Origin of the sequence: Streptomyces triculaminicus (genome assembly GCF_017349075.1) — a bacterium.
Classification (GTDB): Bacteria; Actinomycetota; Actinomycetes; order Streptomycetales; family Streptomycetaceae; genus Streptomyces; species Streptomyces triculaminicus.
The window spans coordinates 498,358-520,154 of record NZ_JAFMOF010000002.1 but is presented as its reverse complement, the minus strand read 5'-3'; the positions used below and the strand labels follow the sequence as shown (position 1 = coordinate 520,154).

Annotated in this window: 18 protein-coding genes and 1 riboswitch; of the genes, 5 read left to right on the top strand and 13 right to left on the bottom strand. The window is 72.9% G+C overall.

From position 1 onward, the window contains the following. Window positions 1-130: 130 nt before the first annotated feature. Entirely contained in the window at window positions 131-619 is a 489-nt protein-coding gene (locus tag J1792_RS12405; protein WP_086573463.1) for a DUF779 domain-containing protein, read from the top strand. On the opposite strand, the gene J1792_RS12400 is transcribed toward J1792_RS12405, so the two are convergent. Then, window positions 553-2,730: a putative bifunctional diguanylate cyclase/phosphodiesterase gene (locus J1792_RS12400; protein WP_086573475.1), complete on the bottom strand. Its 2,178-nt coding sequence runs from the start codon at window positions 2,728-2,730 to the stop codon at window positions 553-555. The two genes, J1792_RS12405 and J1792_RS12400, sit on opposite strands and share 67 nt — an antisense overlap. A 645-nt stretch (window positions 2,731-3,375) precedes the next feature. Continuing rightward, window positions 3,376-4,749, bottom strand: a complete 1,374-nt coding sequence (locus J1792_RS12395) for a C39 family peptidase (RefSeq protein WP_207247223.1) — start codon at window positions 4,747-4,749, stop codon at window positions 3,376-3,378. A 310-nt stretch (window positions 4,750-5,059) separates the two neighbouring features. Here J1792_RS12395 and J1792_RS12390 point away from each other — a divergent pair, with 310 nt between their 5' ends. Both J1792_RS12390 and J1792_RS12385 read left to right on the top strand, forming a co-directional pair. Beyond that, complete coding sequence (locus tag J1792_RS12390) at window positions 5,060-5,611, top strand: uridine kinase family protein (RefSeq protein ID WP_207247778.1); 552 nt, start codon at window positions 5,060-5,062, stop codon at window positions 5,609-5,611. A gap of 523 nt (window positions 5,612-6,134) precedes the next feature. Further along, window positions 6,135-8,045: an AAA family ATPase gene (locus tag J1792_RS12385; RefSeq protein ID WP_086573459.1), complete on the top strand. Its 1,911-nt coding sequence runs from the start codon at window positions 6,135-6,137 to the stop codon at window positions 8,043-8,045. 32 nt (window positions 8,046-8,077) lie between these two features. Here the strand turns inward: J1792_RS12385 and J1792_RS12380 are convergent, their stop codons facing one another. From J1792_RS12380 to ribD, 10 genes are all read right to left on the bottom strand, one after another. Continuing rightward, on the bottom strand, window positions 8,078-9,157 hold the full coding sequence (locus tag J1792_RS12380) for a hemolysin family protein (protein WP_086573458.1): 1,080 nt from the start codon (window positions 9,155-9,157) through the stop codon (window positions 8,078-8,080). Continuing rightward, the gene (locus J1792_RS12375; protein ID WP_207247777.1) at window positions 9,154-10,485 is read right to left on the bottom strand and encodes a hemolysin family protein; all 1,332 of its coding nucleotides are present in this window, start codon (window positions 10,483-10,485) and stop codon (window positions 9,154-9,156) included. Before J1792_RS12375 ends, J1792_RS12380 begins: the two co-directional genes overlap by 4 nt. Before the next feature lie 164 nt (window positions 10,486-10,649). Continuing rightward, the gene (locus tag J1792_RS12370) at window positions 10,650-11,114 is read right to left on the bottom strand and encodes a PH domain-containing protein (protein WP_242705082.1); all 465 of its coding nucleotides are present in this window, start codon (window positions 11,112-11,114) and stop codon (window positions 10,650-10,652) included. Window positions 11,115-11,169: 55 nt separating this feature from the next. Continuing rightward, on the bottom strand, window positions 11,170-12,018 hold the full coding sequence (gene hisG / locus J1792_RS12365) for an ATP phosphoribosyltransferase (protein WP_086574931.1): 849 nt from the start codon (window positions 12,016-12,018) through the stop codon (window positions 11,170-11,172). Window positions 12,019-12,093: 75 nt separating this feature from the next. Further along, window positions 12,094-12,363, bottom strand: coding sequence for a phosphoribosyl-ATP diphosphatase (locus tag J1792_RS12360; protein WP_086574932.1), 270 nt, complete (start codon window positions 12,361-12,363; stop codon window positions 12,094-12,096). A gap of 33 nt (window positions 12,364-12,396) precedes the next feature. Beyond that, complete coding sequence (gene ribH / locus J1792_RS12355; protein WP_086574934.1) at window positions 12,397-12,882, bottom strand: 6,7-dimethyl-8-ribityllumazine synthase; 486 nt, start codon at window positions 12,880-12,882, stop codon at window positions 12,397-12,399. A 31-nt stretch (window positions 12,883-12,913) separates the two neighbouring features. After that, complete coding sequence (locus J1792_RS12350) at window positions 12,914-14,209, bottom strand: bifunctional 3,4-dihydroxy-2-butanone-4-phosphate synthase/GTP cyclohydrolase II (RefSeq protein WP_086574936.1); 1,296 nt, start codon at window positions 14,207-14,209, stop codon at window positions 12,914-12,916. Beyond that, entirely contained in the window at window positions 14,206-14,865 is a 660-nt protein-coding gene (locus J1792_RS12345) for a nicotinamide mononucleotide transporter family protein (protein ID WP_207247222.1), read from the bottom strand. The genes J1792_RS12350 and J1792_RS12345 overlap by 4 nt, the downstream gene beginning before the upstream one ends. After that, a complete protein-coding gene (locus tag J1792_RS12340; protein ID WP_086574940.1) occupies window positions 14,862-15,473 on the bottom strand; it encodes a riboflavin synthase in 612 nt (203 codons plus the stop codon). The genes J1792_RS12345 and J1792_RS12340 overlap by 4 nt, the downstream gene beginning before the upstream one ends. A gap of 1 nt (window position 15,474) precedes the next feature. Further along, window positions 15,475-16,629: a bifunctional diaminohydroxyphosphoribosylaminopyrimidine deaminase/5-amino-6-(5-phosphoribosylamino)uracil reductase RibD gene (gene ribD / locus J1792_RS12335; RefSeq protein ID WP_086574942.1), complete on the bottom strand. Its 1,155-nt coding sequence runs from the start codon at window positions 16,627-16,629 to the stop codon at window positions 15,475-15,477. Between the two features lie 169 nt (window positions 16,630-16,798). After that, window positions 16,799-16,930, bottom strand: a riboswitch (FMN riboswitch). 375 nt (window positions 16,931-17,305) lie between these two features. On the opposite strand from ribD, the gene J1792_RS12330 reads away from it, so the two are divergent. Both J1792_RS12330 and J1792_RS12325 read left to right on the top strand, forming a co-directional pair. Continuing rightward, on the top strand, window positions 17,306-19,678 hold the full coding sequence (locus J1792_RS12330) for a chitinase C-terminal domain-containing protein (protein WP_086574948.1): 2,373 nt from the start codon (window positions 17,306-17,308) through the stop codon (window positions 19,676-19,678). 44 nt (window positions 19,679-19,722) lie between these two features. Next, window positions 19,723-20,934, top strand: a complete 1,212-nt coding sequence (locus J1792_RS12325; protein WP_086574944.1) for an MFS transporter — start codon at window positions 19,723-19,725, stop codon at window positions 20,932-20,934. Between the two features lie 61 nt (window positions 20,935-20,995). Here the strand turns inward: J1792_RS12325 and J1792_RS12320 are convergent, their stop codons facing one another. Further along, window positions 20,996-21,754, bottom strand: coding sequence for a hypothetical protein (locus J1792_RS12320; protein ID WP_207247221.1), 759 nt, complete (start codon window positions 21,752-21,754; stop codon window positions 20,996-20,998). Between the last annotated feature and the right edge of the window lie 43 nt (window positions 21,755-21,797).

The window sequence follows — 21,797 nt, the reverse complement described above, 5'->3', positions numbered from 1 at the left end:
GCGGCCCCTGCCACCAGCGGTTTTCTCTCCCGTGCCGGGCGGCCCGGGCCCTGCTCTGGCGATCAGGACCGGCACGGGGCAGGCTGACCTCTCTCGACACGATTCGAGACGCAATAAGGAGGGATGGCCCATGAACGCACGCTTACCCGACGTGTCGCGGATCGCGCTGACGCCCGCCGCGGCGCGGCTCGTCCGCGACCTGACCGCCCGGCACGGACCCCTGATGTTCCATCAGTCAGGCGGCTGTTGCGACGGCAGCTCACCGATGTGCTACCCGCGCGGCGAGTTCCGTACGGGCGCCTCCGACGTGCTCCTGGCCGAGCTGGTGGTCGGGGAGGTGGACGAGCCGGTCGGGTTCTGGATGTCGGCCGATCAGTTCGAGCGGTGGCGCCACACCCACCTGACGGTGGATGTGGTGCCGGGGCGCGGCAGCGGTTTCTCGCTCGAGGCCCCCGAGGGGGTGCGCTTCCTGATCCGTTCGCGGCTGCTGACGGATCACGAGGCGCGGGTCCTCGGCGACGGGAACGCCGCCGCGGGTGCGGCGGGCCTCCCTCAGGACGAGGACGCGTCCGCGAGGGAGAGCGTGTGCAGGCGCTCCGGGGGGCCGGGCCGGGCGTAGTACCAGCCCTGGGCGGTGTCGCAGCCCAGTAAACGCAGGTGGTCGGCCTGGGTACCCGTTTCCACGCCCTCGACCGTCACCGACAGGTCGAGGGTGTGGGCGAGGGAGACGATGCCCTCGACGATCTTCACGTCGACGGGGTCGGCGGGCGCGCGCTGCATGCCGCGGGTGAAGGACCGGTCGAGCTTGAGGGTGCTGACCGGCAGCCGGCGCAGGTACGACAGGTTGGAGTAGCCGGTGCCGAAGTCGTCGAGGGCGATGTCGACGCCGAGGTCGGCGAGCTCGCGCAGCGGGCGGAGCTCGTCCTCGTCGGCGCCGATGAGGGCGTTCTCGGTGACCTCCAGGCACAGGGCGGTGGGGTCCAGGCCCGCGTCGTCGAGGACGGCGACGGTGTCGGCGACCAGGCCGGGGTAGCGCAGCTGGGACGGCGAGAGGTTGACGTTGACGCGCAGCGGGCCCTCGTACTGGCCGGCGGACTTCCAGGAGCGGGCCTGGCGGGCGGCCTCCTCGAGGACCCAGCGCCCCAGCGGCACGATCAGCCCGGTGCTCTCGGCGAGCGGGATGAACTGGTCGGGGCCGAGCACGCCGTGGGCCGGGTGCAGCCAGCGGACCAGGGCCTCCGCGCCTCGTACGGTGCCGTCGGACAGGCGCACGAGCGGCTGGTACTCGATGAAGAACTCGCCGTTGTCGAGCGCGGCGGGCAGGCAGTTGGTGAGGCTGTGCCGGGCGATGGCGCGGGCGTCGGAGTCCGCGTCGGCGAGCTCGTAGCGGTTCCCGCCGGCGGCCTTGGCGCGGTACATGGTGATGTCGGCGCTGCGCAGCACCTCCGCCGCGCCGCGCTTGCCGGCCGCGCCGTCGACGACGCCGATGCTGGCGCGTACGGACAGGTGGCGGCCGTCGAGGTGGACGGGCTCGGCGAGGGCGGCCAGCATCCGGCGGGCGAGGGCGGTGGCGTCGCCCGGGGCGGCGGGGCCGGTGATCAGGGCCACGAACTCGTCGCCGCCCAGGCGGGCCACGAGCTCGCCGGAGCCGGTGACGCAGGCCCGCAGCCGTTCGGCGACGGCGACGAGCAGCTGGTCGCCCACGGTGTGGCCGAGGCTGTCGTTGACGGCCTTGAAGCCGTCTATGTCGAGGTAGCAGAGGCTGACGCGGCGCGAGCCGTCGGCGCGGGGTTCGAGGGCGTGGTCGAGGCGTTCGAAGAAGAGCGTGCGGTTGGGCAGGCCGGTGAGGGCGTCGTGGGTGGCCTCGTAGCGCAGCCGTTCGTGCAGCTGCCGGCGCTCGGTGATGTCCTCCATGAGCGCGAGCTGGTACTGGGGCCGGCCGGAGGCGTCGCGGAGCAGGGCGACGGACAGGTCGGTCCACAGGACGCTGCCGTCGCTGCGGTAGTACGGCTTCTCGACGCGGTAGTGGTCGCGTTCGCCGCGTACCAGCTGGTGGTAGAGGGCCCAGAAGTCGGGGGCGTCGTCGGGGTGGACGAGCTCTCCGACGTTGCGGCCGGTGGGGGTGCTCTGGAGGTTGCCGAACATCCGCAGGGTCGCCTTGTTGACGTCCATGATGCGGCCCTCGATGTCCGCGATGCCGACGCCGACGGCCGCTCCCTCGAAGACCGCGCGGAAGCGGGCCTCGCTGCGGTGCAGGGCCTGTTCGGTCTCGGCCTGGGCGGCGAGGGCGGCGCCGCAGACGGCCTCCTGCTCGACGAGGGTGCGCTCGTGCAGGGCGCGGGCGAAGCCGGCGGCGACGGCGTGCTGCAGCCGCGAGCAGCGGGCCCGGCTCTCCTCGGCGGGCATGGGCCGGTCGGGCGGGCAGTAGAGCACGAGGTAGGCGTCGATGACGCCGAGTATCAGGGGCAGGGCGTCCGGGTCGGTGCAGTGCGCCCGGACCAGGGCCTCGCCGACCGAGGCGGCGGGCCGGGGGTCGAACGGCCGGGCGCTCAGCGCGTCGCTGAGCGTGCGGGCGAGCGGGACGAGGTAGCGCTCGAACTCGGCGCGGGCCATGGCCGGTGCCGTCAGGGCGGGGTGGACCGCGCGGCTCCAGATGGCGGCGAAGCGCCTCAGCCGGTCGTCCCGGGCATCGGAGCCGACGGCCTCCACGGCGGTCCCGGAGGAACCCATGGCGACGTACGAAACCGGGGAGGCGGTTTGATTCACGGGCAGCATTCTGCCACTGCTCACTCGGCTCACGGCTTCCGCCCCACCCCTGCCGGTCCGGCATACGCGGCCGGGGCCGCCGCGACCGCCCCCGGCCGCCGCTCCGCGGCGCCGCGCGTACCGCCTTTTTGAGGGCCCATCAACGATGCAGAACCGACCGCTCGGCCCGCACCCCGCCATCCTTCCCCCCGTGCGCGGACCGCCGGGCCCGGCTCGTTCGGTACGGACGGGTCGATGCCCTGGGGGGCCCGGGTGGAACGCTCCATCAGACTGTGTCTCCAGCTCATCTCAGGGGTGTTGAGCAGAGGCTACTGATCGTCCGTTCGAATGGAAGTAGCAAGCGGAAATGGGCGATCCGCATTCGGCCACCACTCACCTTCGCCTCCTGCGGGTGTGTCATTCAGGGCGGTTCGAAACCACCCGACCGCGTGACATGCATCTCCTTCGCCGGGGAATCCGGGCCGTGCCGGCCCGGCGCCGGAACGCGCCGAACGTCACACCATTGATCGCTTCATCGGGTCACTGAAGCAAATGATCACATGAAGGAGCTATGCACCGTACGTGCGGGGGTGCCGGGCGGCGGCCGGCGGGCCGCCGCCCGGGCGCGGCTCAGCGCACCCCGACCGAGGCCAGCGCCCGCGCCTGACGTGTCGTCGGGCGCAGCGGGAAGTACAGGTAGCAGATACCGCCCGAGCCGTTTCTGACCTCCCCCTGGGCGTTGTGGCGCTTGGTGCGCAGCCAGATGTTCTCGAACTGCCGGCGCCGGTAGACACGCTCGACGGCCGCGTTCGAGGGGCTCGCCGGGTCGTTGGCCACCACGTCGCCGCTCTCCGTGAAACCGACCACGCACATCAGGTGGCCGGCCGTCCCGTATCCGGCGCCCTCGAGCTCGGAGGCGAGGAAGGACTGCGAGGTGATGAGGGGGATGCCCGCGCGCACGAGCCGCTCGGCGTCGTTCAGCGAGCGCAGCCGGGTGACCACGGCCTGCAGGTCGGGGTAGGTGGCGGCGTAGGCGGCGTTGAAGGGCCAGTTGCCGCAGCCCTTGTACTGGTTGTCGTAGGTGTGCCGGGCGGCGTGGCAGACCTGGGGGTCGGCGTAGGCGGGGTCGACCCAGGCGAGGTCCTCCCGGCTCGGCCGGTGGCCCCAGTACTCGATGACCATCTGCGAGGAGGTGGGACTGCACCAGGCCTCGCCGCCGTTGTCGTACTCGGGGTACTGCCCCTTGTGGATCTCCTGCGAGTAGCGCGGCACCCGCAGCCGGTGGCCGGCCCCCTCCCCCGGCCTGGAGGCGGGGACGGTGAAGCGGTCGGGGATGTCGGAGGCCATCGCGCCCAGCCGCCAGACGGTCGGCGTCAGACGGGTGCCGGGCCGGCGGTAGAGGGTGAGCCGGAGCTCGTAGGAGGCCAGGCGCAGCCCGCTCGCGGGGTTGTCGACGGCGAGGGTGTCGGTGGAGACGCTGCTCTTTCCGTCGCCCTGGCCGTCGACGGAGGTCCTGCGGATGTCGCCCGCCGCGTCGCCGGAGGTCCAGCGGCCCATCACGTACCAGGGTGTGCGGGTGCGGTCGGTGTACGTGCCGCGCAGTTCGGTCTGGAGCCAGGTGCCGGCGGGGGTGCGGGCGTTGAAGGAGACGACGACCTCGGTCGCGGGCGCGGGCAGGGTGCGCACGGGCGAGAGCCAGGTGGCGTACTCCCATGCCGCCGTCGTCCCGGTGTGCGGGTCGCGGTACTCGTGGGTGCCGATGGGGTCGCCGATGACCAGCCCGGGCCGGGTGCCGCCGATGACGCGGGTGCCCGCGCCCCGGCCGGCGGACCACTGCGGGAACGTGGCCCAGGCGCGGTGGTCGACGGCCCCTTCGGCGGGGCCGGGGCCGCTCCCGGACGCGCCCGCGAAGGCGGGCGTGGCCGAGGCGAAGGGCGAGGCGGCGGCCGCGACGGCGAGGGCGGCGGTGAGCACGGCTCGGCGGGGCGTGGGTCTGCTGGTCATGACGGTGGTCCCCCAGTCGTCGGTGGATGGGGCTGCGGGCGCGGTCCGGCCCGGTGGAGGTCCGCACCGGCCGGACCACTATCGCGGCTGCGGCGGTCCACGGCCAGTGATGCCCGCGCGGCGCGTCCCCGATACCGGCGGGAATGCCGTGCGGGGCGCGGGGCGGTCCTAGGGTGGTCCGGTGAACGATCAATTCCGGCCCCTGGACCCCTCGGACCGCCCGGACCCCTCGGACCCGTCCGATCCCTCGGACCACCCGGACCCCACGGGCCCGACCGGCCCCGGCACGCTCGCCGCGCTCGCCCACCGGCTGCGTGCTCTGCCGCCGTCCGTCGGCCCGGTGCGCCTGGTCGCCGTCGACGGGCACGCGGGATCGGGGAAGACCACCTTCGGCGAGCGGCTGGCCGCGGCCCTGGGCGGCGCTCCGGTCCTGCATCTGGACGATCTCGCGACGCACGAGGAGCTGTTCGAGTGGACCGGACGGCTCACCGAGTGGGTCCTCGCGCCCTTCGCCCGGGGGGAGAGCGCGCGGTACCGGGCGTACGACTGGGTGGCGCGGCGCTTCGGAGCGGAGCGGGAGCTGCCGGCGGCGCCGGTGGTGCTGGTGGAGGGCGTCGGCGCGGGCCGGAGGGCTCTCCGCCCTTATCTGGCCTGTCTGTTGTGGATGGAGTTGGCCAACGAGGGCTCCTGGGAAAGGGGTCAACTTCGCGACGGCCCCGAACTGACCGAATTCTGGGACGGCTGGAAGCGAGCGGAGCGCGCCCATTTCACTACCGACCCTTCGCGGCCCTACGCCGAACTCCTGGTGCTGCAGGGCAACGAGGGGTACGAGTTGCTTCCGGGGCTTCGGAAAACCGACTGACCGGCCCCCTCCCTCACCGTCCGTGATCCGTCGGCGGCCGGCCGGTGCCGCCCCTGCGAACGATCCCCGCCTACTGCCCCAACTCGGCTTGACCCAGGGCCCGTACAGGTCTTACGTTCTCAATGTGCGGCCCACCCAGGCCGCTTGCAGACGCGAAGCCCCCGGTTGTTCCCCCGTGATCGGGGGCTTCGTACTGCCCGCCGCGTCATGATTTGAGCGCTTTGCCTCACCGTCCGGTCCGCCCCCGTGTCACCCACCGTGACCACTCTCCGGGGCGCTTCCACGACCGCCCCCGGCTCGCGTTCCCGCTGTCAAGCGCGCCCCCGCACCCTTCGGCCGACACCGATCGCGCAGGTACGATGCGAGGCGGCGCACCCGTCGGCGGGCACCGCCGGTCCGGGCGCGCCGGCACCTCGACAGTGATGGTCAACTCCCGTCCACAGCACAATGGTTCGGAAAGGCGCGGCCAAGGCACTCGCCCGGCGGCACTGCACGCTACGGGGGCAGGTTTGTGGGGGACGTGATGGAACTCGGCATGCAGGGCCCGCCCGCCCCGGCCGATCTCGCCTGGCTGCGCGCCGTCGACGCCTACACCATGGGCGCCTACACCGAGGCCGAGCAGGAGTTCCGGGCCGCGGTGCGCGCCGACCCCGGAATGGCGGACGCCTGGCTCGGCCTGCACGCGCTGCGCGCCGAGACCACCACCGCGCTGCTGCGCATGTACCGGCACCGCGACCGCTTCGGCGAGCAGCGCGCCCGCCACCGGCGCCCGCTCAACTCCTGGTACTGGCTGGGCTGGTGGGTTCAGCCGGTGCTGGAGAGCGGCCGCGACCTGCTGCTGGCCCACGCCTCGCACTGGCTCGACGGCCGGCACGTCCCCGAGCTGGACCGGGCGCTGGCCGACTGCCCGCCCGTCGAGGCGGACCCCCAGGTGCGCTTCCTCCACGCGTGCCGGGCCTACCTGGTCAAGGACTGGGACCAGCTCGTACGGCACACCGAACCCCTGCTCGACGACCCGCTGCTGGGCATCGAGGCGGGGCTCTTCGGCGGCATGGCCCGGGTCCGGCTGGAGATGTACGGACACGCCGAGCCGCTGCTCGCCGCCGCCTTGATGCGCTGCCGCAGCGAGCAGCCGCAGCGCAAGGAGCTGCGCTACTGGCTCGCCCGCGCCCACGAGGGCACCGGCCGCAGCGCCGCGGCCCTCCCCCTCTACCGCGCCGTGCACCGCGTCGACCCCTCCTTCATGGACACCGCGGCCCGGCTGACCGCCATCGCCGACGCGGACGGCGACGGCCTCGACGACGACCACCTGGACCTCGCCTCCGTGCCGCTGGGCGGCCCGGCCGCCGATCCGGCCGCCGACGGCGAGCCGCAGGGGGTGCCCGACGCCCTCGACGTCCTCACGGGCACCGGCCCGGACACCGACCCCGTCGGGAGCGCCCCCGTCGAGGCGGACGGCGTGCGCGAGAAGTTCCGTGTCCCGGCCCAGGGCGGTCCGGCGCCGCTGCCGGGCCGGTCGGACCCGGTGCTGCTGGCCAGGGCGCTCGCCGAGCTGGAGCGCATGGTCGGCCTCGAGCCCGTCAAGCGGCAGGTGCGAGCGCTCTCCGCGCAGCTGCACATGGCCCGGCTGCGGGCCGGCCAGGGCCTGCCCGTCCAGCCGCCCAAGCGTCACTTCGTCTTCTCCGGCCCCTCCGGCACCGGCAAGACCACGGTCGCCCGCATCCTCGGCCGGGTGTTCTACGCCCTCGGTCTGCTCGGCGGGGACCATCTGGTCGAGGCCCAGCGGGCGGACCTGGTCGGCGAGTTCCTGGGCCAGACGGCGGTCAAGGCCAACGAGCTGATCGACTCCGCCCTCGGCGGGGTGCTCTTCGTCGACGAGGCGTACAGCCTCTCCAACTCCGGCTACAGCAAGGGCGACGCCTACGGCGACGAGGCGCTGCAGGTGCTCCTCAAGCGCGCCGAGGACAACCGCGACCGCCTGGTGGTCATCCTCGCCGGCTACCCCGAGGGCATGGACCGCCTGCTGGCCGCCAACCCCGGACTGCACTCCCGTTTCACCACCCGGGTGGACTTCCCGAGCTACCGCCCCGTCGAGCTCACCTCGATCGGCGAGGTGCTGGCCGCGGAGAACGGCGACGCGTGGGACGAGGAGGCCCTGGAGGAGCTCCGCAGCATCAGCGGCCACGTCGTCGACCAGGGCTGGATCGACGAGCTGGGCAACGGCCGCTTCCTGCGCACCCTGTACGAGAAGAGCTGCGCGTACCGCGATCTGCGGCTGTCGGCGTACCCGGGCACGCCGACCCGCGACGACCTCGCGACCCTGCGCCTGCCCGACCTCATGCAGGCGTACGGCGAGATCCTCTCGGGGCCGGGCTGGGGGGCTCCGCGCCGCCGCCAGGGCGACGCGCGCGACCCGCAGGACCCCTCGCCGTGAGGGGGCCGCATCCGGCCCCCTCACCCCGCGCCTCAGCCCGCCATGGCGCCCTGCGTCTCGGGGGCCCGTGCCTCCGGGACCTCCCGGTGCGCCGGGTCGCGGACCTCGCCGACGAGCATCTCCAGCACGTCCTCCAGCGCGACGAGCCCCAGCACCCGCCCGGACGCGTCGATCACCGCCGCCAGGTGGGCGGCGGCCCTGCGCATGACGGTCAGCGCGTCGTCGAGCGGCAGCTCGGCCCGTACGGTCTGCACGCGCCGCCAGATGTGCTGCGGCACCGCCCGCTCCCGGTCCTCCAGGTCCAGGACGTCCTTGACGTGCAGGTAGCCCATGAAGGCACCGCCCGGGGAGGTGCATATCGGGAAGCGGGAGTAGCCGGTGCGCACGGTCAGCTCCTCGATCTGCCGGGGCGTCACGGACGGGTCGACCGTCACCAGCGTGGCCGGGTCGAGCAGCACCTCCGTCACCGGCCGGCTGCCCAGTCCCAGCGCGTCCTCGAGCCGCTCCTGCTGCTCCGGCTCCAGGAGCCCGGCCTGGCGGGAGTCGTCGACCAGGCGGTTGAGCTGCTCGCTGGTGAAGACGGCCTCGACCTCGTCCTTGGGCTCGACCCTGAACAGCCGCAGCACGCCGTGCGCGCACGCGCCGAGCAACCGGGTGACCGGCCGGCAGAGCCGGGCGAAGGTGACCAGCCCGGGGCCCAGCCACAGCGCGGCCCGGTCGGGCGCGGACATGGCCAGGTTCTTCGGCACCATCTCGCCGATGACCAGGTGCAGGAAGATCACCAGAGCCAGCGCGATCACATAGCCCAGCGGGTGGATGAGCCCCTGCGGCAGACCGGCCGCGTGGAAGAGGGGCTCCAGCAGTTCCGCCACGGTCGGCTCGGCGACCGCGCCCAGCGTCAGCGAGCAGACGGTGATGCCGAACTGCGCGGCCGCCATCATCTGCGGCAGGTTCTCCAGGCCCGTCAGGACCGTGCGGGCCCGGCCCGAGCCCTCGGCGGCCCGGGGTTCGATCTGGCTGCGGCGTACGGACACCAGGGCGAACTCCGCGCCCACGAAGAAGCCGTTGGCCAGCACCAGGAGCACGGCGAGGAGGAGTTGCAGCACGCTCATCGGCGCGCTCCCGCCGGGACGTCCGCCCGGACGAAGCGCACGCGCTCCGCCCGGTGGTGGCCGACCCTGCGCACCGACAGCCGCCAGCCGGGCAGCTCGACGCCGTCCCCGGGAACGGGGATGCGTCCCAGCAGGCCGGCGACGAGCCCGGCGACGGTCTCGTAGGGCCCGTCGGGCGCCTCCAGGCCGATGCGACGCAGCGCGTCGACGCGGCAGGCGCCGTCGGCCTCCCAGGCCGGGCGGCCGTCCTCGCAGGGGACGGCGGCCAGGTCGGGCCGGCCGGCGTCCAGGGCGTCGTGCTCGTCGCGGACCTCGCCGACGAGCTCCTCGACGATGTCCTCCAGCGTCACCACTCCGGCCGTGCCGCCGTACTCGTCGACGACCACGGCTATCGGCTGCCTGCTGCGCAGCTGCTCGAGCAGCGGCTGCACCGGCAGGCTGCCGGGGACGAGGAGGGGGGCCACGGCGATCCGTCCGACGGGGGTGCGCAGCCGGTCGTGGCCGGGCACGGCGAGGGCGTCCTTGAGGTGCACCATGCCGATGACCTCGTCCAGGCGCTCCCGGTAGACCGGGAAACGGGAGAGGCCGGTGGCACGGGTGAGGTTGAGGACGTCCTCCGCGGTGGCGGTGGACTGCAGGGCGCTGACCCTCACCCGGGGGGTCATCACATGCTGGGCGGTCAGGCCGCCGAGCGAGAGGGTTCTGACGAACAGGTCGGCGGTGTCCTGCTCGAGCGCGCCGGCCCGGGCGGAGTGCCGGGCGAGCGAGACGAGTTCGCCGGGGGTACGGGCCGAGGCCAGCTCCTCGGCGGGCTCGACGCCCAGGGCGCGCACCAGGCGGTTGGCGACGGTGTTGAGCAGGGTGATGACGGGCCGGAAGAAGTGGGCGAAGACGCTCTGCGGGCCGGCGACGAACCGGGCGACCTGCAGCGGCCGGGAGACGGCCCAGTTCTTGGGCACCAGCTCGCCGACGACCATCTGCACGGCGGACGCCAGCAGCATGCCGGCCACGACGGCGACGCCGGGGGCGGCGCCGTCCGGCAGGCCGGCGGCGGTCAGCGGGACGGTGAGCAGCCGGCCGAGCGCGGGCTCGGCGAGCATGCCGACCACCAAGGAGGTGATGGTGATGCCCAGTTGGGTGCCGGAGAGCTGGAAGGACAGCTCCCGCAGGGAGGCGACCACGGTACCGGCGCGGCGGTCGCCGTCGGCCGCGGCCCGTTCGGCCTCCGGCTTCTCGACGGTGACCAGACCGAACTCGGCGGCGACGAAGAAGCCGTTCGCCAGGATGAGGAGCAGGGCTGCCGCGAGCAGCAGCAGGGACACGGTGATACTCATGACGCCGCCTCGCCGTGGGGGGCGGCGCAGGTACTACAGGACGATCCGTCCATCGCCGGAGGGAGTCACTCCTTGGTCCGCAGGTGCCCCGGTCGTGGGGCGGGGCACGTGTGTGCCCGTGGCACCAGAGTAATCAAGGAAGTGGGAGTGGCGGCGATTCAGGTCGCGGAGTGGCCTGTGCCGTGCGCCTCGACCAGCGCGCGCAGGGCGCGCGCGTCGGCGATGGCCCGGTCCCGGGCGATGCCGGGCTGGATGCCCATGGCGGGCAGGCTGGTGCCGTCGGAGAGGTCGAGGTGGACCCAGGCGTCGCCCGAGCGCAGGTTGACGCGGACGATCTGCGCCCAGTCCAGCCGCCGGGTGGTCGTCAGGTTGGTGACGGTGACGCCGTCCTCGGCGGCGACGACCTTGGGGCGGCTGAGCAGGGCGAGCACGCCGAGGCCGAGCAGGCCGGTGCAGATGAACGTGATCCGGTCCCCCGTGGTGAGCGTCTCCAGCAGCAGCGACATCACGGTGAGCGCGACCAGCAGGGCGGTGCCGATGCTCAGCAGCACGATCCGGGTACGGGTCGGGCGGAAGGTGACGGGCAGCAGGGGAAGGCCGCTCACGGGCACGGGGGTGGACACGTCGTACGTTCTTTCTCGGTGCTCTCTCGGTGGTCTCGGTGGGCGCGGGACGCGGTCAGAGGCGGCAGGCGTGGATGCCCGTGGTGAGGATGGCCCGGGCGCCGAGGTCGTAGAGCTCGTCCATGATGCGCTGGGCGTCCCGGGAGGGGACCATCGAGCGGACCGCGACCCAGCCCTCGTGGTGCAGCGGGGAGACGGTCGGCGACTCCAGGCCCGGGGTGAGGGCGACCGCGCGGTCCACCTGCTCGACCCGGATGTCGTAGTCCATCATCACGTAGCGGCGGGCGACGAGGACGCCCTGCATGCGGCGGAGGAACTGCTGGACCTTGGGGTCGTCGACCGGCGCGCCGTGCCGGCGGATGACCACGGCCTCGGAGGTGAGGATGGGCTCGCCGATGACCTCGAGCCCGGCGTTGCGCAGGGTGGTGCCGGTCTCGACGACGTCCGCGATGATCTCGGCGACGCCGAGCTGGATGGCCGTCTCGACGGCGCCGTCGAGGTGCACGACGTCGGCGTCCACGCCGTTGTCGGCGAGGTGCTTGGTGACCAGGCCGGAGAAGGAGGTGGCGATGGTCATGCCGCCGAAGTCGCCGACGTCCTTGGCGGTGCCGGGCCGGGTGGCGTAGCGGAACGTCGAGCCGGCGAAGCCGAGCTGCATGATCTCCTCGGCCTGGGAGCCGGAGTCGAGCAGCAGGTCGCGGCCGGTGATGCCGATGTCGAGCTTGCCGGAGCCGACGTAGACGGCGATGTCGCGGGGGCGCAGGAAGAAGAACTCGACCTCGTTCTCGGCGTCGACGAGGACGAGTTCCCTTCGGTCCTTGCGCTGGCGGTAGCCGGCCTCATGGAGCATCGCCGACGCAGGCTCGGAGAGAGAACCCTTGTTCGGGACGGCGATGCGCAGCATGAGGGCGGTTTCCTTTGTGCGTGGGGTTGTTGTGCCGGATGAGCCGGAAGGGCGGGAAGTGCGACGTCCTACCGGTCAGAGATGAGCGTATACGTCGTCGAGGGAGATGCCCCGGGCCACCATCATCACCTGAAGGTGGTACAGCAGCTGGGAAATCTCCTCGGCGGTGGCTTCGGCGCCTTCGTACTCGGCGGCCATCCACACCTCGGCCGCCTCCTCGACGACCTTCTTGCCGATGGCATGGACGCCCTTGCCCACCAGCTCGGCGGTACGGGAGGTGGCGGGGTCGGCGGAGGCCTTCTGCTGGAGCTCGGCGAAGAGCTCCTCGAACGTCTTCTTGGACATGGTGGTCCTACCCTACGCCGGTCCGCCCCGCCGTCAGTGCCAGGGCTCGGACACCGAACGGAGGATCACCGCCGTGGCGACGGCCGCGGTGACCGCCTCGTGGCCCTTGTCCTCCGACGAGCCCTCGAGCCCCGCCCGGTCCAGGGCCTGCTCGTCGGTGTCGCAGGTCAGTACGCCGAAGCCGATGGGGACGCCGGTGTCGACGGACACCTTGGTCAGGCCCTCGGTCACACCCTGGCACACATACTCGAAGTGCGGCGTGCCGCCGCGGATGACGACGCCGAGGGCGACGATGGCGTCGTAGCCGCGGCCGGCGAGGACCTTGGCCACGACGGGCAGCTCCCAGCTGCCGGGGACGCGCAGGACGGTCGGTTCGTCGATGCCGAGCTCGTGCAGGGCCCGCAGGGAGCCGTCGACGAGTCCGTCCATCACCTTCTCGTGCCACTGCGCGGCGATCACGGCCACCCGCAGGTCCTGGCAGTTCTTCACACTCAGCTGGGGGGCGCCCTTGCCGCTCACGTGTCTGTACTCCTCGGTCGGTGTGGTGTGATCACTGGTTGCCGCAGGCGGACACGCGCTCGGTGTCCAGCCAGGGCAGGTCGTGCCCCATGCGGTCCCGCTTGGTCCGCAGGTAGCGCAGGTTGTGCTCGCCGGCCTGTACGGGCATGGGCTCGCGGCCGGTGACCTTGAGCCCGTGGCGCACGAGGGCCGCGGTCTTGTCGGGGTTGTTGGTCAGCAGGCGCAGCGAGCGCACGCCGAGGTCGGCGAGGATGCGCGCGCCGGCGGCGTAGTCGCGAGCGTCGGCGGGCAGCCCCAGTTCGAGGTTGGCGTCGAGCGTGTCGCGGCCGTCCTCCTGGAGCTCGTAGGCGCGCAGCTTCGGCAGCAGGCCGATGCCGCGGCCCTCGTGGCCGCGCAGATAGAGGACGACGCCGCGGCCCTCGGTGGCGATCCGCTCCAGGGAGGCGTGCAGCTGGGGGCCGCAGTCGCAGCGCAGCGAGGCGAAGACGTCGCCGGTCAGGCATTCGGAGTGGACGCGGACCAGGACGTCGTCGCCCTCGCCGAGGTCGCCGGCGACGAGCGCGATGTGCTCGACGCCGTCGACGGTGGAGCGGTAGCCGTAGGCGCGGAAGTCGCCGAAGGCGGTGGGCAGCCGGGTCTCGGCCTCGCGGCGGACGGTGGGCTCGGCCGACCTGCGGTAGGAGATCAGGTCCTCGATGGAGATGATCGACAGGCCGTGCTTGCGGGCGAAGGGCACCAGCTCGGGCAGGCGCAGCATCGCGCCGTCCTCCCCTGCGATCTCCACGATGGCGGCGGCGGGGCGCAGCCCGGCCAGCCGGGCGAGGTCGACGCCCGCCTCGGTGTGGCCGTTGCGGGCGAGGACGCCGCCGCGCTTGGCGCGCAGGGGGAAGACGTGTCCGGGGCGGACGAAGTCGCCGGGGACGGCGGCCGGGTCGGCCAGCAGCCGGATGGTGGTGGCGCGGTCGGCGGCGGAGATGCCGGTGTCGGTGCCGTGGGCGCGGGAGGCGTCCACGGAGACGGTGAAGGCGGTGCGCATGGACTCGGTGTTGCGCGTGACCATCTGGGGCAGGTCGAGCCGGTCGATGTCCGGCTCCTCCAGGGGCACGCAGATCAGGCCGCGGCACTCGCTCATCATGAAGGCCACGATCTCCGTGGTGATCTTCTCCGCGGCCACCACGAGGTCGCCCTCGTTCTCACGGTCGGCGTCGTCCACGACGACGACGGGCCGGCCGGCGGCGATGTCGGCGATGGCGCGCTCGACGGGGTCGAGGGCCAGCACGTCGGCGTCCCCGCCTTCGGTCTCGTACCAGCTCTGCACGGCGGTCATGCCGTTGCTCCTTCCGCGACGGACGCTGCCTTGAGGCTCGTGCGCGACCGGAGCCACCAGTCGCGCATGCCCCACAGGACGAGGACGAGATAGACGACGTAGACGAAGCCGGAGAAGGCGAGCCCGCTGTCGAAGGCGAGCGGGACGCCGACCACGTCGACGAGTAGCCAGGCGAACCAGAACTCCACCAGGCCGCGGGCCTGGGCCACCATCGCGGCGAGGGTGCCGACGAAGATGTAGGCGTCCGGCCAGGGGTTCCAGGACAGCTCGGGCACGGCGGTGAACAGGGAGCCGACGGCGAGGGTGCCGACGGCGGTGCCGGCGAGCAGCACGGCGCGCTCGCGCCAGGTGGCGAAGCGGACGGCGATGGAGCCGTCCTGGGCGCCGCGGCTGCCGCGCGTCCACTGCCGCCAGCCCCATGTGGCGACGCCGATGACCAGCAGCTGCTTGCCGATGCCGCCGCTGAGGTGGGCGGAGGCGTAGGCGGCCACGAGGATGACGCCCGAGAGGAACTGGGCGGGCCAGGTCCATATCGAGCGGCGCCAGCCGAGGGCGAGGGCGGCGAGGCCGACGGAGTTGCCGATCATGTCGGACCAGATCACATGCTGGCCGAAGGCCGTGAAGGCCTCTCCGTTGAGCCAGGCGAGGGCGCTCACGCGGCACCCTCCTGACCGGCGCGGTGGCCGAGCAGCCGCTCGACGTACTTGGCGAGGACGTCCACCTCGAGGTTGACCGGGTCGCCCGCCTGCTTGAGGCCGAGGGTGGTCAGGGCGAGGGTGGTGGGGATGAGGCTGACGGTGAACCAGTCGGCCTCGGCCGCGACGACGGTGAGGCTGATGCCGTCGACGGTGATCGAGCCCTTCTCCACCACGTAGCGGCCCAGTCCCTCGGGCAGGCCGATCCTGACGATCTCCCAGTGCTCGGCGGGCATGCGCTCGAGGATGGTTCCGGTGCCGTCCACATGGCCCTGGACGAGGTGACCGCCGAGGCGGCCGCCGAGCGCCATGGGGCGCTCGAGGTTGACGCGGGAGCCCGGGACGAGGGCGCCGAGGCTGGAGCGGTTCAGGGACTCGGCCATCACGTCGGCGGTGAACTCGCCGTCCTCGGTGTCGACGACGGTGAGGCAGACGCCGTTGACGGCGATCGAGTCGCCGTGCTTGGCGCCTTCGGTGACGAGGGGGCCGCGCAGCCGGAAACGGGAGGCGTCGTCGAGCTTCTCGACGGTGACGACCTCTCCCAGTTCTTCGACGATTCCGGTGAACACTTCAGTTCTCCTCGGTGGCGTTGGCAAAGGCGGGGGCGGTGGCGAAGGCAGAAGCCTGGGGGGTGGCGGTGATCCGCAGGTCGGGGCCGAGCCGGGCGACGTCGGTGACGTCCAGGCGCAACGCCTGGGCGATGGTGCCGATTCCGGCGTCGCCGAGGGCGGTCGGACCGGCGCCCAGCAGCGCGGGGGCGAGGTAGCCGATGACCTGGTCGACGGCGCCGGCGGCCAGGAAGGCGCCGGCGAGGGTGGAGCCCCCCTCGAGCAGGACGGAGCAGACGCCGCGCTCGTGCAGGGCGCCGAGCAGGGCGCGCACGTCGAGGCCGGGGGCGCCCGCGGCGCGCGGGAGCCGTACGGTCTCGACGCCCGGCAGGTGCGTGGTGTCGGCGTCCTCGGCGACGGCGATCAGGGTGGGGGCGGCGTCGTCCAGGACCCGGGCGCCCGGCTTGACGGTGGCGTTGGTGTCGACGACGACGCGCAGCGGCTGGGTGACGGGCTCGTGGCGCTGCGGCGGCGCGCCCCGGACGGCCAGGTGCGGGTCGTCGGCGCGCAGGGTGCCGGAGCCGACGACGACGGCGTCGGCCTCGGCGCGCAGCCGGTGGACGTCGGCGCGGGACTCGGCGGAGGTGATCCAGCGGCTGGTGCCGTCGGCGGCGGCGCTGCGGCCGTCGAGGGTGGCGGCGTACTTCCACACCACGAAGGGGCGGCCGTGCAGGACGGAGGAGAGCCAGGCGGCGTTGCCGGCCGCGGCCCGATCGGCCAGCAGGCCGCCCTCGACGTCGACGCCGGCGGCGGCGAGCGTGGCCGCGCCGCCGCGGGCGTCGGAGGTGGGGTCGGAGACGGCATAGACGACGCGAGCGACGCCGGCCTCGATCAGGGCGCGGGTGCAGGGGCCGGTGCGGCCGGTGTGGTCGCAGGGCTCCAGCGTGACGACGGCGGTGGCACCGCGGACGTCGTGGCCCGCCTCCCGGGCGGCGCGCAGGGCGTTGACCTCGGCGTGCGGCTCGCCGGCGCGGTGGTGCAGTCCTTCGCCGAGGGTGCGGCCCTCCGCGTCGAGGAGGACACAGCCGACGACGGGGTTGGGGCTGGTGGAGCCGAGGGCGCGGGCCGCGAGCACGATGGCGCGTCGCATCGCGTCTGCTTCGGTAGCGGTGGCCACCGGGGTCCTCCTGCCTCTTCGGGCACGGACTCCGGGGCTGTCGTACGGGACGACGAGGAAGCGGGTACGCCGCAGCGGATGATCACCGGGCAGGGGGGACGGGAATGCGGGTACGCCACGAGGGGCGCCCGCTCCGCGCCACCTGTGACGGTGTGCCGATGCGTGCCCGCCGCGCACTGCCTCCCATCCGGACTTTAACCGTCGGTCCAGGAATTCCACCTGGTCAACCGGCCGCTGGCGTGCGGTCGGGTCGCGGACTATAACCGCCGGTTCGGACTTTCACCGACCCCGGAGTGCGCTGCGTAAATTCGATCAATTTTACAGTACAAGGTGTCTGACCTGCGGATTCATCAAATGCCGCAGCTCCGACGAGTCCGAGCGTACGCCGGACGGCGCCGCGGTGTCCACGGGGACTTGACAGAGTGCGCGGGCTCACACCCCGAGGGGCCCGCCGGATCGCCGCGCACTTGGTCCATACCTATTGACGCACTGGTCTAGTCCTTTTAACCTCTGCCACACCTCCGAGGAGTACGGCCCGCCGGTGCGCGCGCACCACGGGCCACAGCACGTCGCACACCCCCCGCATCGCTCGGTCACGAGCCCCCCACTGGAGGAACCGAACGTGTTGTCCCGTACGAGAACCCCCGGCAGACCCACCGGAAACCGATCGGCCGGTATCCGCGTCCGAGGGCGCGTCGCCCTCGCCTCGGCGGCCACCGCCGTGGCCGCGCTCCTGGCCGGCACGCTCTCCGCGACGCCCTCGCACGCCGAGGACCAGTCCGCCTGCCGCCCCGACGGCCTGTACGCCACACCCGGCGTCGACGTCCCCTACTGTTCGGTCTACGACGCCGCCGGCCGCGAGAAGATGGGCGTCGACCACCAGCGCCGCGTCATCGGCTACTTCACCGGCTGGCGCACCGGCAAGGACGGCACTCCCGCCTATCTCGCCCCGGACATTCCCTGGGACAAGGTCACCCACCTCAATTACGCCTTCGCGCACGTCGGCGCCGACGACAGGATCTCCGTCGGCGCGGACGGCGCGAACAATCCGGCGACCGGAATGACCTGGCCCGGCGTCCCCGGCGCCGACATGGACCCGGCCCTCCCCTACAAGGGCCACTTCAACCTGCTGAAAACGTACAAGAAACGGCACCCGCAGGTGAAGACGCTCATCTCCGTGGGCGGCTGGGCGGAGACCGGCGGCTATATCGACGAGAACGGCAAGCGCGTCGACTCCGGCGGTTTCTACAAGACCGCGACGAACGCCGACGGCTCGGTCAACCAGACCGGTATCGACACCTTCGCGGATTCCGCCGTCGCGTTCGTCAAGACATACGGATTCAACGGCGTCGACATCGACTACGAGTACCCGACCTCGATGAAGGACGCCGGGCACCCGAAGGACTGGGCCCTCGCCAACGCCCGGCGCGGCGGTCTCAACAAGGGATACGCGGCCCTTCTCAAAACGCTGCGCGAGAAACTCGACCGGGCCGGCGCCACCGACGGAAAGCACTATCTCCTCTCCGTCGCCGCGCCCTCGTCCGGCTATCTTCTGCGCGGCATGGAGACGTACCGGAGCACGCAGTACCTGGATTACGTCAACGTGATGTCGTACGACCTGCACGGCGCCTGGAACGAGTTCGTCGGCCCCAACGCGGTGCTGTACGACGACGGAAAGGACGCCGAACTCGCCAAGTGGGGCGTCTACACCGCCGGGCAGTACGGCGGCATCGGCTATCTCAACGGCGACTGGGCGTACCACTACTTCCGCGGCGCCCTCCCGCCGGGCCGCGTCAACCTCGGCCTGCCGTACTACACACGCGGCTGGAAGAACGTCACCGGCGGCACCGACGGCCTGTGGGGAACGGCGAAGTCGTCCTCCTGTCCCGCCGGTTCGGGCCTGACCACCTGCGGCGACGGCGCGGTGGGCATCGACAACCTCTGGCACGACAAGGACGACGACGGCAAGGAGTCGCCCGCCGGGTCCAACCCGATGTGGCACGCGAAGAACCTGGAGAAGGGCGTCGTCGGCGACTACGCCCCCGCGTACGGCTTCCCGGCCGGCACCAAGCTCACCGGCACCTACGCCCGCCGCTACGACGCCACGCTGACCGCCCCCTGGCTGTGGAACGCCGAGAAGAAGGTCTTCCTCTCCACCGAGGACGAGCAGTCGGTGAAGGCCAAGGCCCAGTACGTCGTGGACAAGGGGCTCGGCGGCACCATGATCTGGGAGCTCGCCGGCGACTACGGCTGGAACGCCGGCAAGGGACAGTACGAGCCCGGCTCCACGCTCACCACGGCCCTGTACGACGCGTTCAGGACCGCCCCCGGCTACGGCGCGCGGCGCGCGACGACGGACCTGCCGAGCCAGGCGATCGACCTCGGCGTCGACGTCACCGGCTTCCCGCTGGGCGACTCCAACTACCCGATCAATCCGAAGATCCACCTCATCAACAACACCAAGACCACCATCCCCGGCGGTGCCGAGCTGCAGTTCGACTACGCCACCTCCGCGCCCGGCAACGCCAAGGACCAGTCGGGCTGGGGCCTGAAGGTCATCCGCAGCGACCACCCCGGGACCGGCAACGTCGGCGGCCTCAAGGGCGACTACCACCGGGTCTCGGCGAAGCTCCCGGCCTCCCAGCCGCTCGCGCCGGGTGCCTCGGCCGACATCGACTTCGTCTACTACCTGCCGACGTCCACGCCCTCCAACTGGACCGTGAGCTTCGGCGGCAGGACGTACGCCCTGGCCGGCGACCTGGCCCGGGGCACCACCGTGGTCGACCCCGGCGGACCGACGCCCACGCCGACCGGCACCCCGACCGGCACCCCGACGGGAACCCCCACCGCGACCCCGACGGCAACCCCGACCGGCACTCCCACCGGCGGCACCTGCACCGCGCCGGCCTGGGACCGGGAGGCCGCCTACAACGGCGGCGCCACCGTCTCGTGGAAGTCCCGCTCCTGGAAGGCCAAGTGGTGGACGCGGGGCGAGGAGCCCGGCACCACCGGCCCATGGGGGGTCTGGCAGGACCAGGGCTCCTGCTGATGCACTGAGAGCGCACGAGCGGGCCGACGGCGAACGGGAGCGGCATGCACACACCTGCGGAACCCGGGGACCCCCGGCTGCGCCGGGCACGGATCGCGATCGCGGCGGTCTTCGCCGCCCACGGAGCGGTCACCGGCAGCTTCGCCACCCGCGTCCCCTGGATCCAGGAGCACACGGGCATCGGATCCGGCCTGCTCGGCCTCGCGCTCGTCTGCCCCGCGGTCGGCGCCTCGGTCGCCATGCCGCTCGCGGGGCGCGTCGCCCATCGCCTCGGCACCCGGGCCGGGCTGCGCCTGCTGCTCGTCCTGTGGTGCGTCTCGCTGGTGCCGCCCGCCCTGGCCCCCTCCCTGCTCACCCTCTGCGCCGCGCTCACGGTGTACGGGGCGACGTCCGGGATGGCGGACGTCGCCATGAACGCGCTCGGCGTGCGCACCGAGGAGCGGCTGGGCCGCTCGATCATGTCGGGGCTGCACGGGATGTGGAGCGCGGGCGCGCTCGCCGGTTCCGCCGCGGGCACGCTCGCCGCGCACGCGGGGACGGACGCCCGGCCCCACTTCGCCCTGGCGTCCGGTGGGCTCGTCCTGCTCGGCGTGGCCGCCTGCCAGGGGGTGCTGGACCTGCGCCCGGCCGGCGACGAGCGGCCCCCGCCGCGGTTCTCGCCGCCCCCGCGGTCCGCGCTGGCCATCGGGGCGGTCGGGTTCTGCGCGGTCTTCGCCGAAGGGGCGAGCCTGGACTGGTCGGCCGTCTACCTGCGCGATGTCATCGGCTCCGATCCGGGCACGGCCGCCGCCTGCACCACGGCGTTCGCCTGCGCGATGGCGCTGGCCCGCTTCGCCGGCGACGCCGTCGTACGGCGGTTCGGGCCGGTGGGGACCGTACGGGCGAGCGGCGTCGTGGCGGTCCTCGGCGGGGCGCTGGTGGTCTCCTCGGCCGGGCCGGCGCCGGTGATCGCCGGGTTCGGCCTGCTGGGCGTGGGGATCGCCGTGGTCGTCCCGCTGGCCTTCGCGGCCGCCGGGCGCGGCGGGCCGCGGCCGGACCAGGCCATCGCCGGAGTGGCGACCATCGTCTACTCCTCGGCGCTGGTGGCGCCGGCCGTCATCGGGCAGATCGCGAACGCCACGTCGCTCGTGGTGTCCTTCGCCCTGGTGACCGTGCTGGCGGCGGGACTGGTCGCGGGGGCGGGCGTCCTGCGCGTGCCGCCCGCCGCCCGGCCGTCCCCCGCCCTCGCCCGTACGACACGCCGCCGCGGGCCGTGAACCGGACCCCGAAGGGTCGGTCACGGCCCGCGGTGGAGGGGAACCGTCAGGCGCGGAAGGGTCAGATCACAATGGCCCAGCCGTGCCCGCCGCCCCAGTGGCCGCCGTGCCCGCCGTGACCGTTGCAGTCGTCGTGGCCGCGGTCGTGGCCGCCGTGGTGGCCGCCACCCCACTTGTCGTCGCAGTCGTCCGACTTGCGGTGGTGGCCGCCACCCCAGTTGTTGTGGTCGCAGTCGTTGTGGCCGCCGTGGCCGCCCCAACCGCCGTGGCCGCCCCAGCCGTTGTTCTTCCACTTGCCGATGAAGATGCCACCCCAGTTGCCACCCCAGTTGTTGTGGCTGCTGTGGCTCCAGCTGTAGTCGTGGCTCCAGCCGCCGTGGCGGTGGCCGCGGTCGCAGTCGTCCCGGTCGTTGTCCCGGTGGTGACGCCCGCGGTCGCAGTCGTCCCGGTCGCGGTCGCGGTCGCGCCCGCGGTCGCGGTCGCAGTCACGGTCGCGGTCGCGGTCGCGCCCGCGGTCACGGTCGCAGTCCCGGTCACGGTCGCGGTCGCGGTCGCGGCCCTTGTCCCGGCCCTTGTCGCGGTCCTTGTCGCGGTCCTTGTTCTTGTCACGACCCTTGTCGCGGTCGTGGCGGTTGCCCTTGTCTCGGTCGCAGTCCCGGTCGCGGCCCTTGTCCCGGCCTCGGTCGTGGTCGTCGTCCCAGCTCGCGGACTGGGCGCCCGACGCGATCTGCGGCGCGGCCTGGGCCACTCCGGCGAGCGGAATGATGGTTGCGCCGGCGATGAACGCGGCGGCCGCTGTGCGGCCGACGAGGTTACGCATGTGTGTCTCCTGAATTGCAGGAAATCGGACACAACACGCATAC

What these genes read in the sequence shown, in the direction of transcription:
- J1792_RS12405 (WP_086573463.1), top strand. Translation starts at nt 131, where the DNA reads ATGAACGCACGCTTACCCGACGTGTCGCGGATCGCGCTGACGCCCGCC.
- J1792_RS12400 (WP_086573475.1), bottom strand. Translation starts at nt 2,730, where the DNA reads ATGGGTTCCTCCGGGACCGCCGTGGAGGCCGTCGGCTCCGATGCCCGG.
- J1792_RS12395 (WP_207247223.1), bottom strand. Translation starts at nt 4,749, where the DNA reads ATGACCAGCAGACCCACGCCCCGCCGAGCCGTGCTCACCGCCGCCCTC.
- J1792_RS12385 (WP_086573459.1), top strand. Translation starts at nt 6,135, where the DNA reads ATGGAACTCGGCATGCAGGGCCCGCCCGCCCCGGCCGATCTCGCCTGG.
- J1792_RS12380 (WP_086573458.1), bottom strand. Translation starts at nt 9,157, where the DNA reads ATGAGCGTGCTGCAACTCCTCCTCGCCGTGCTCCTGGTGCTGGCCAAC.
- hisG (WP_086574931.1), bottom strand. Translation starts at nt 12,018, where the DNA reads ATGCTGCGCATCGCCGTCCCGAACAAGGGTTCTCTCTCCGAGCCTGCG.
- J1792_RS12360 (WP_086574932.1), bottom strand. Translation starts at nt 12,363, where the DNA reads ATGTCCAAGAAGACGTTCGAGGAGCTCTTCGCCGAGCTCCAGCAGAAG.
- J1792_RS12350 (WP_086574936.1), bottom strand. Translation starts at nt 14,209, where the DNA reads ATGACCGCCGTGCAGAGCTGGTACGAGACCGAAGGCGGGGACGCCGAC.
- J1792_RS12325 (WP_086574944.1), top strand. Translation starts at nt 19,723, where the DNA reads ATGCACACACCTGCGGAACCCGGGGACCCCCGGCTGCGCCGGGCACGG.
- J1792_RS12320 (WP_207247221.1), bottom strand. Translation starts at nt 21,754, where the DNA reads ATGCGTAACCTCGTCGGCCGCACAGCGGCCGCCGCGTTCATCGCCGGC.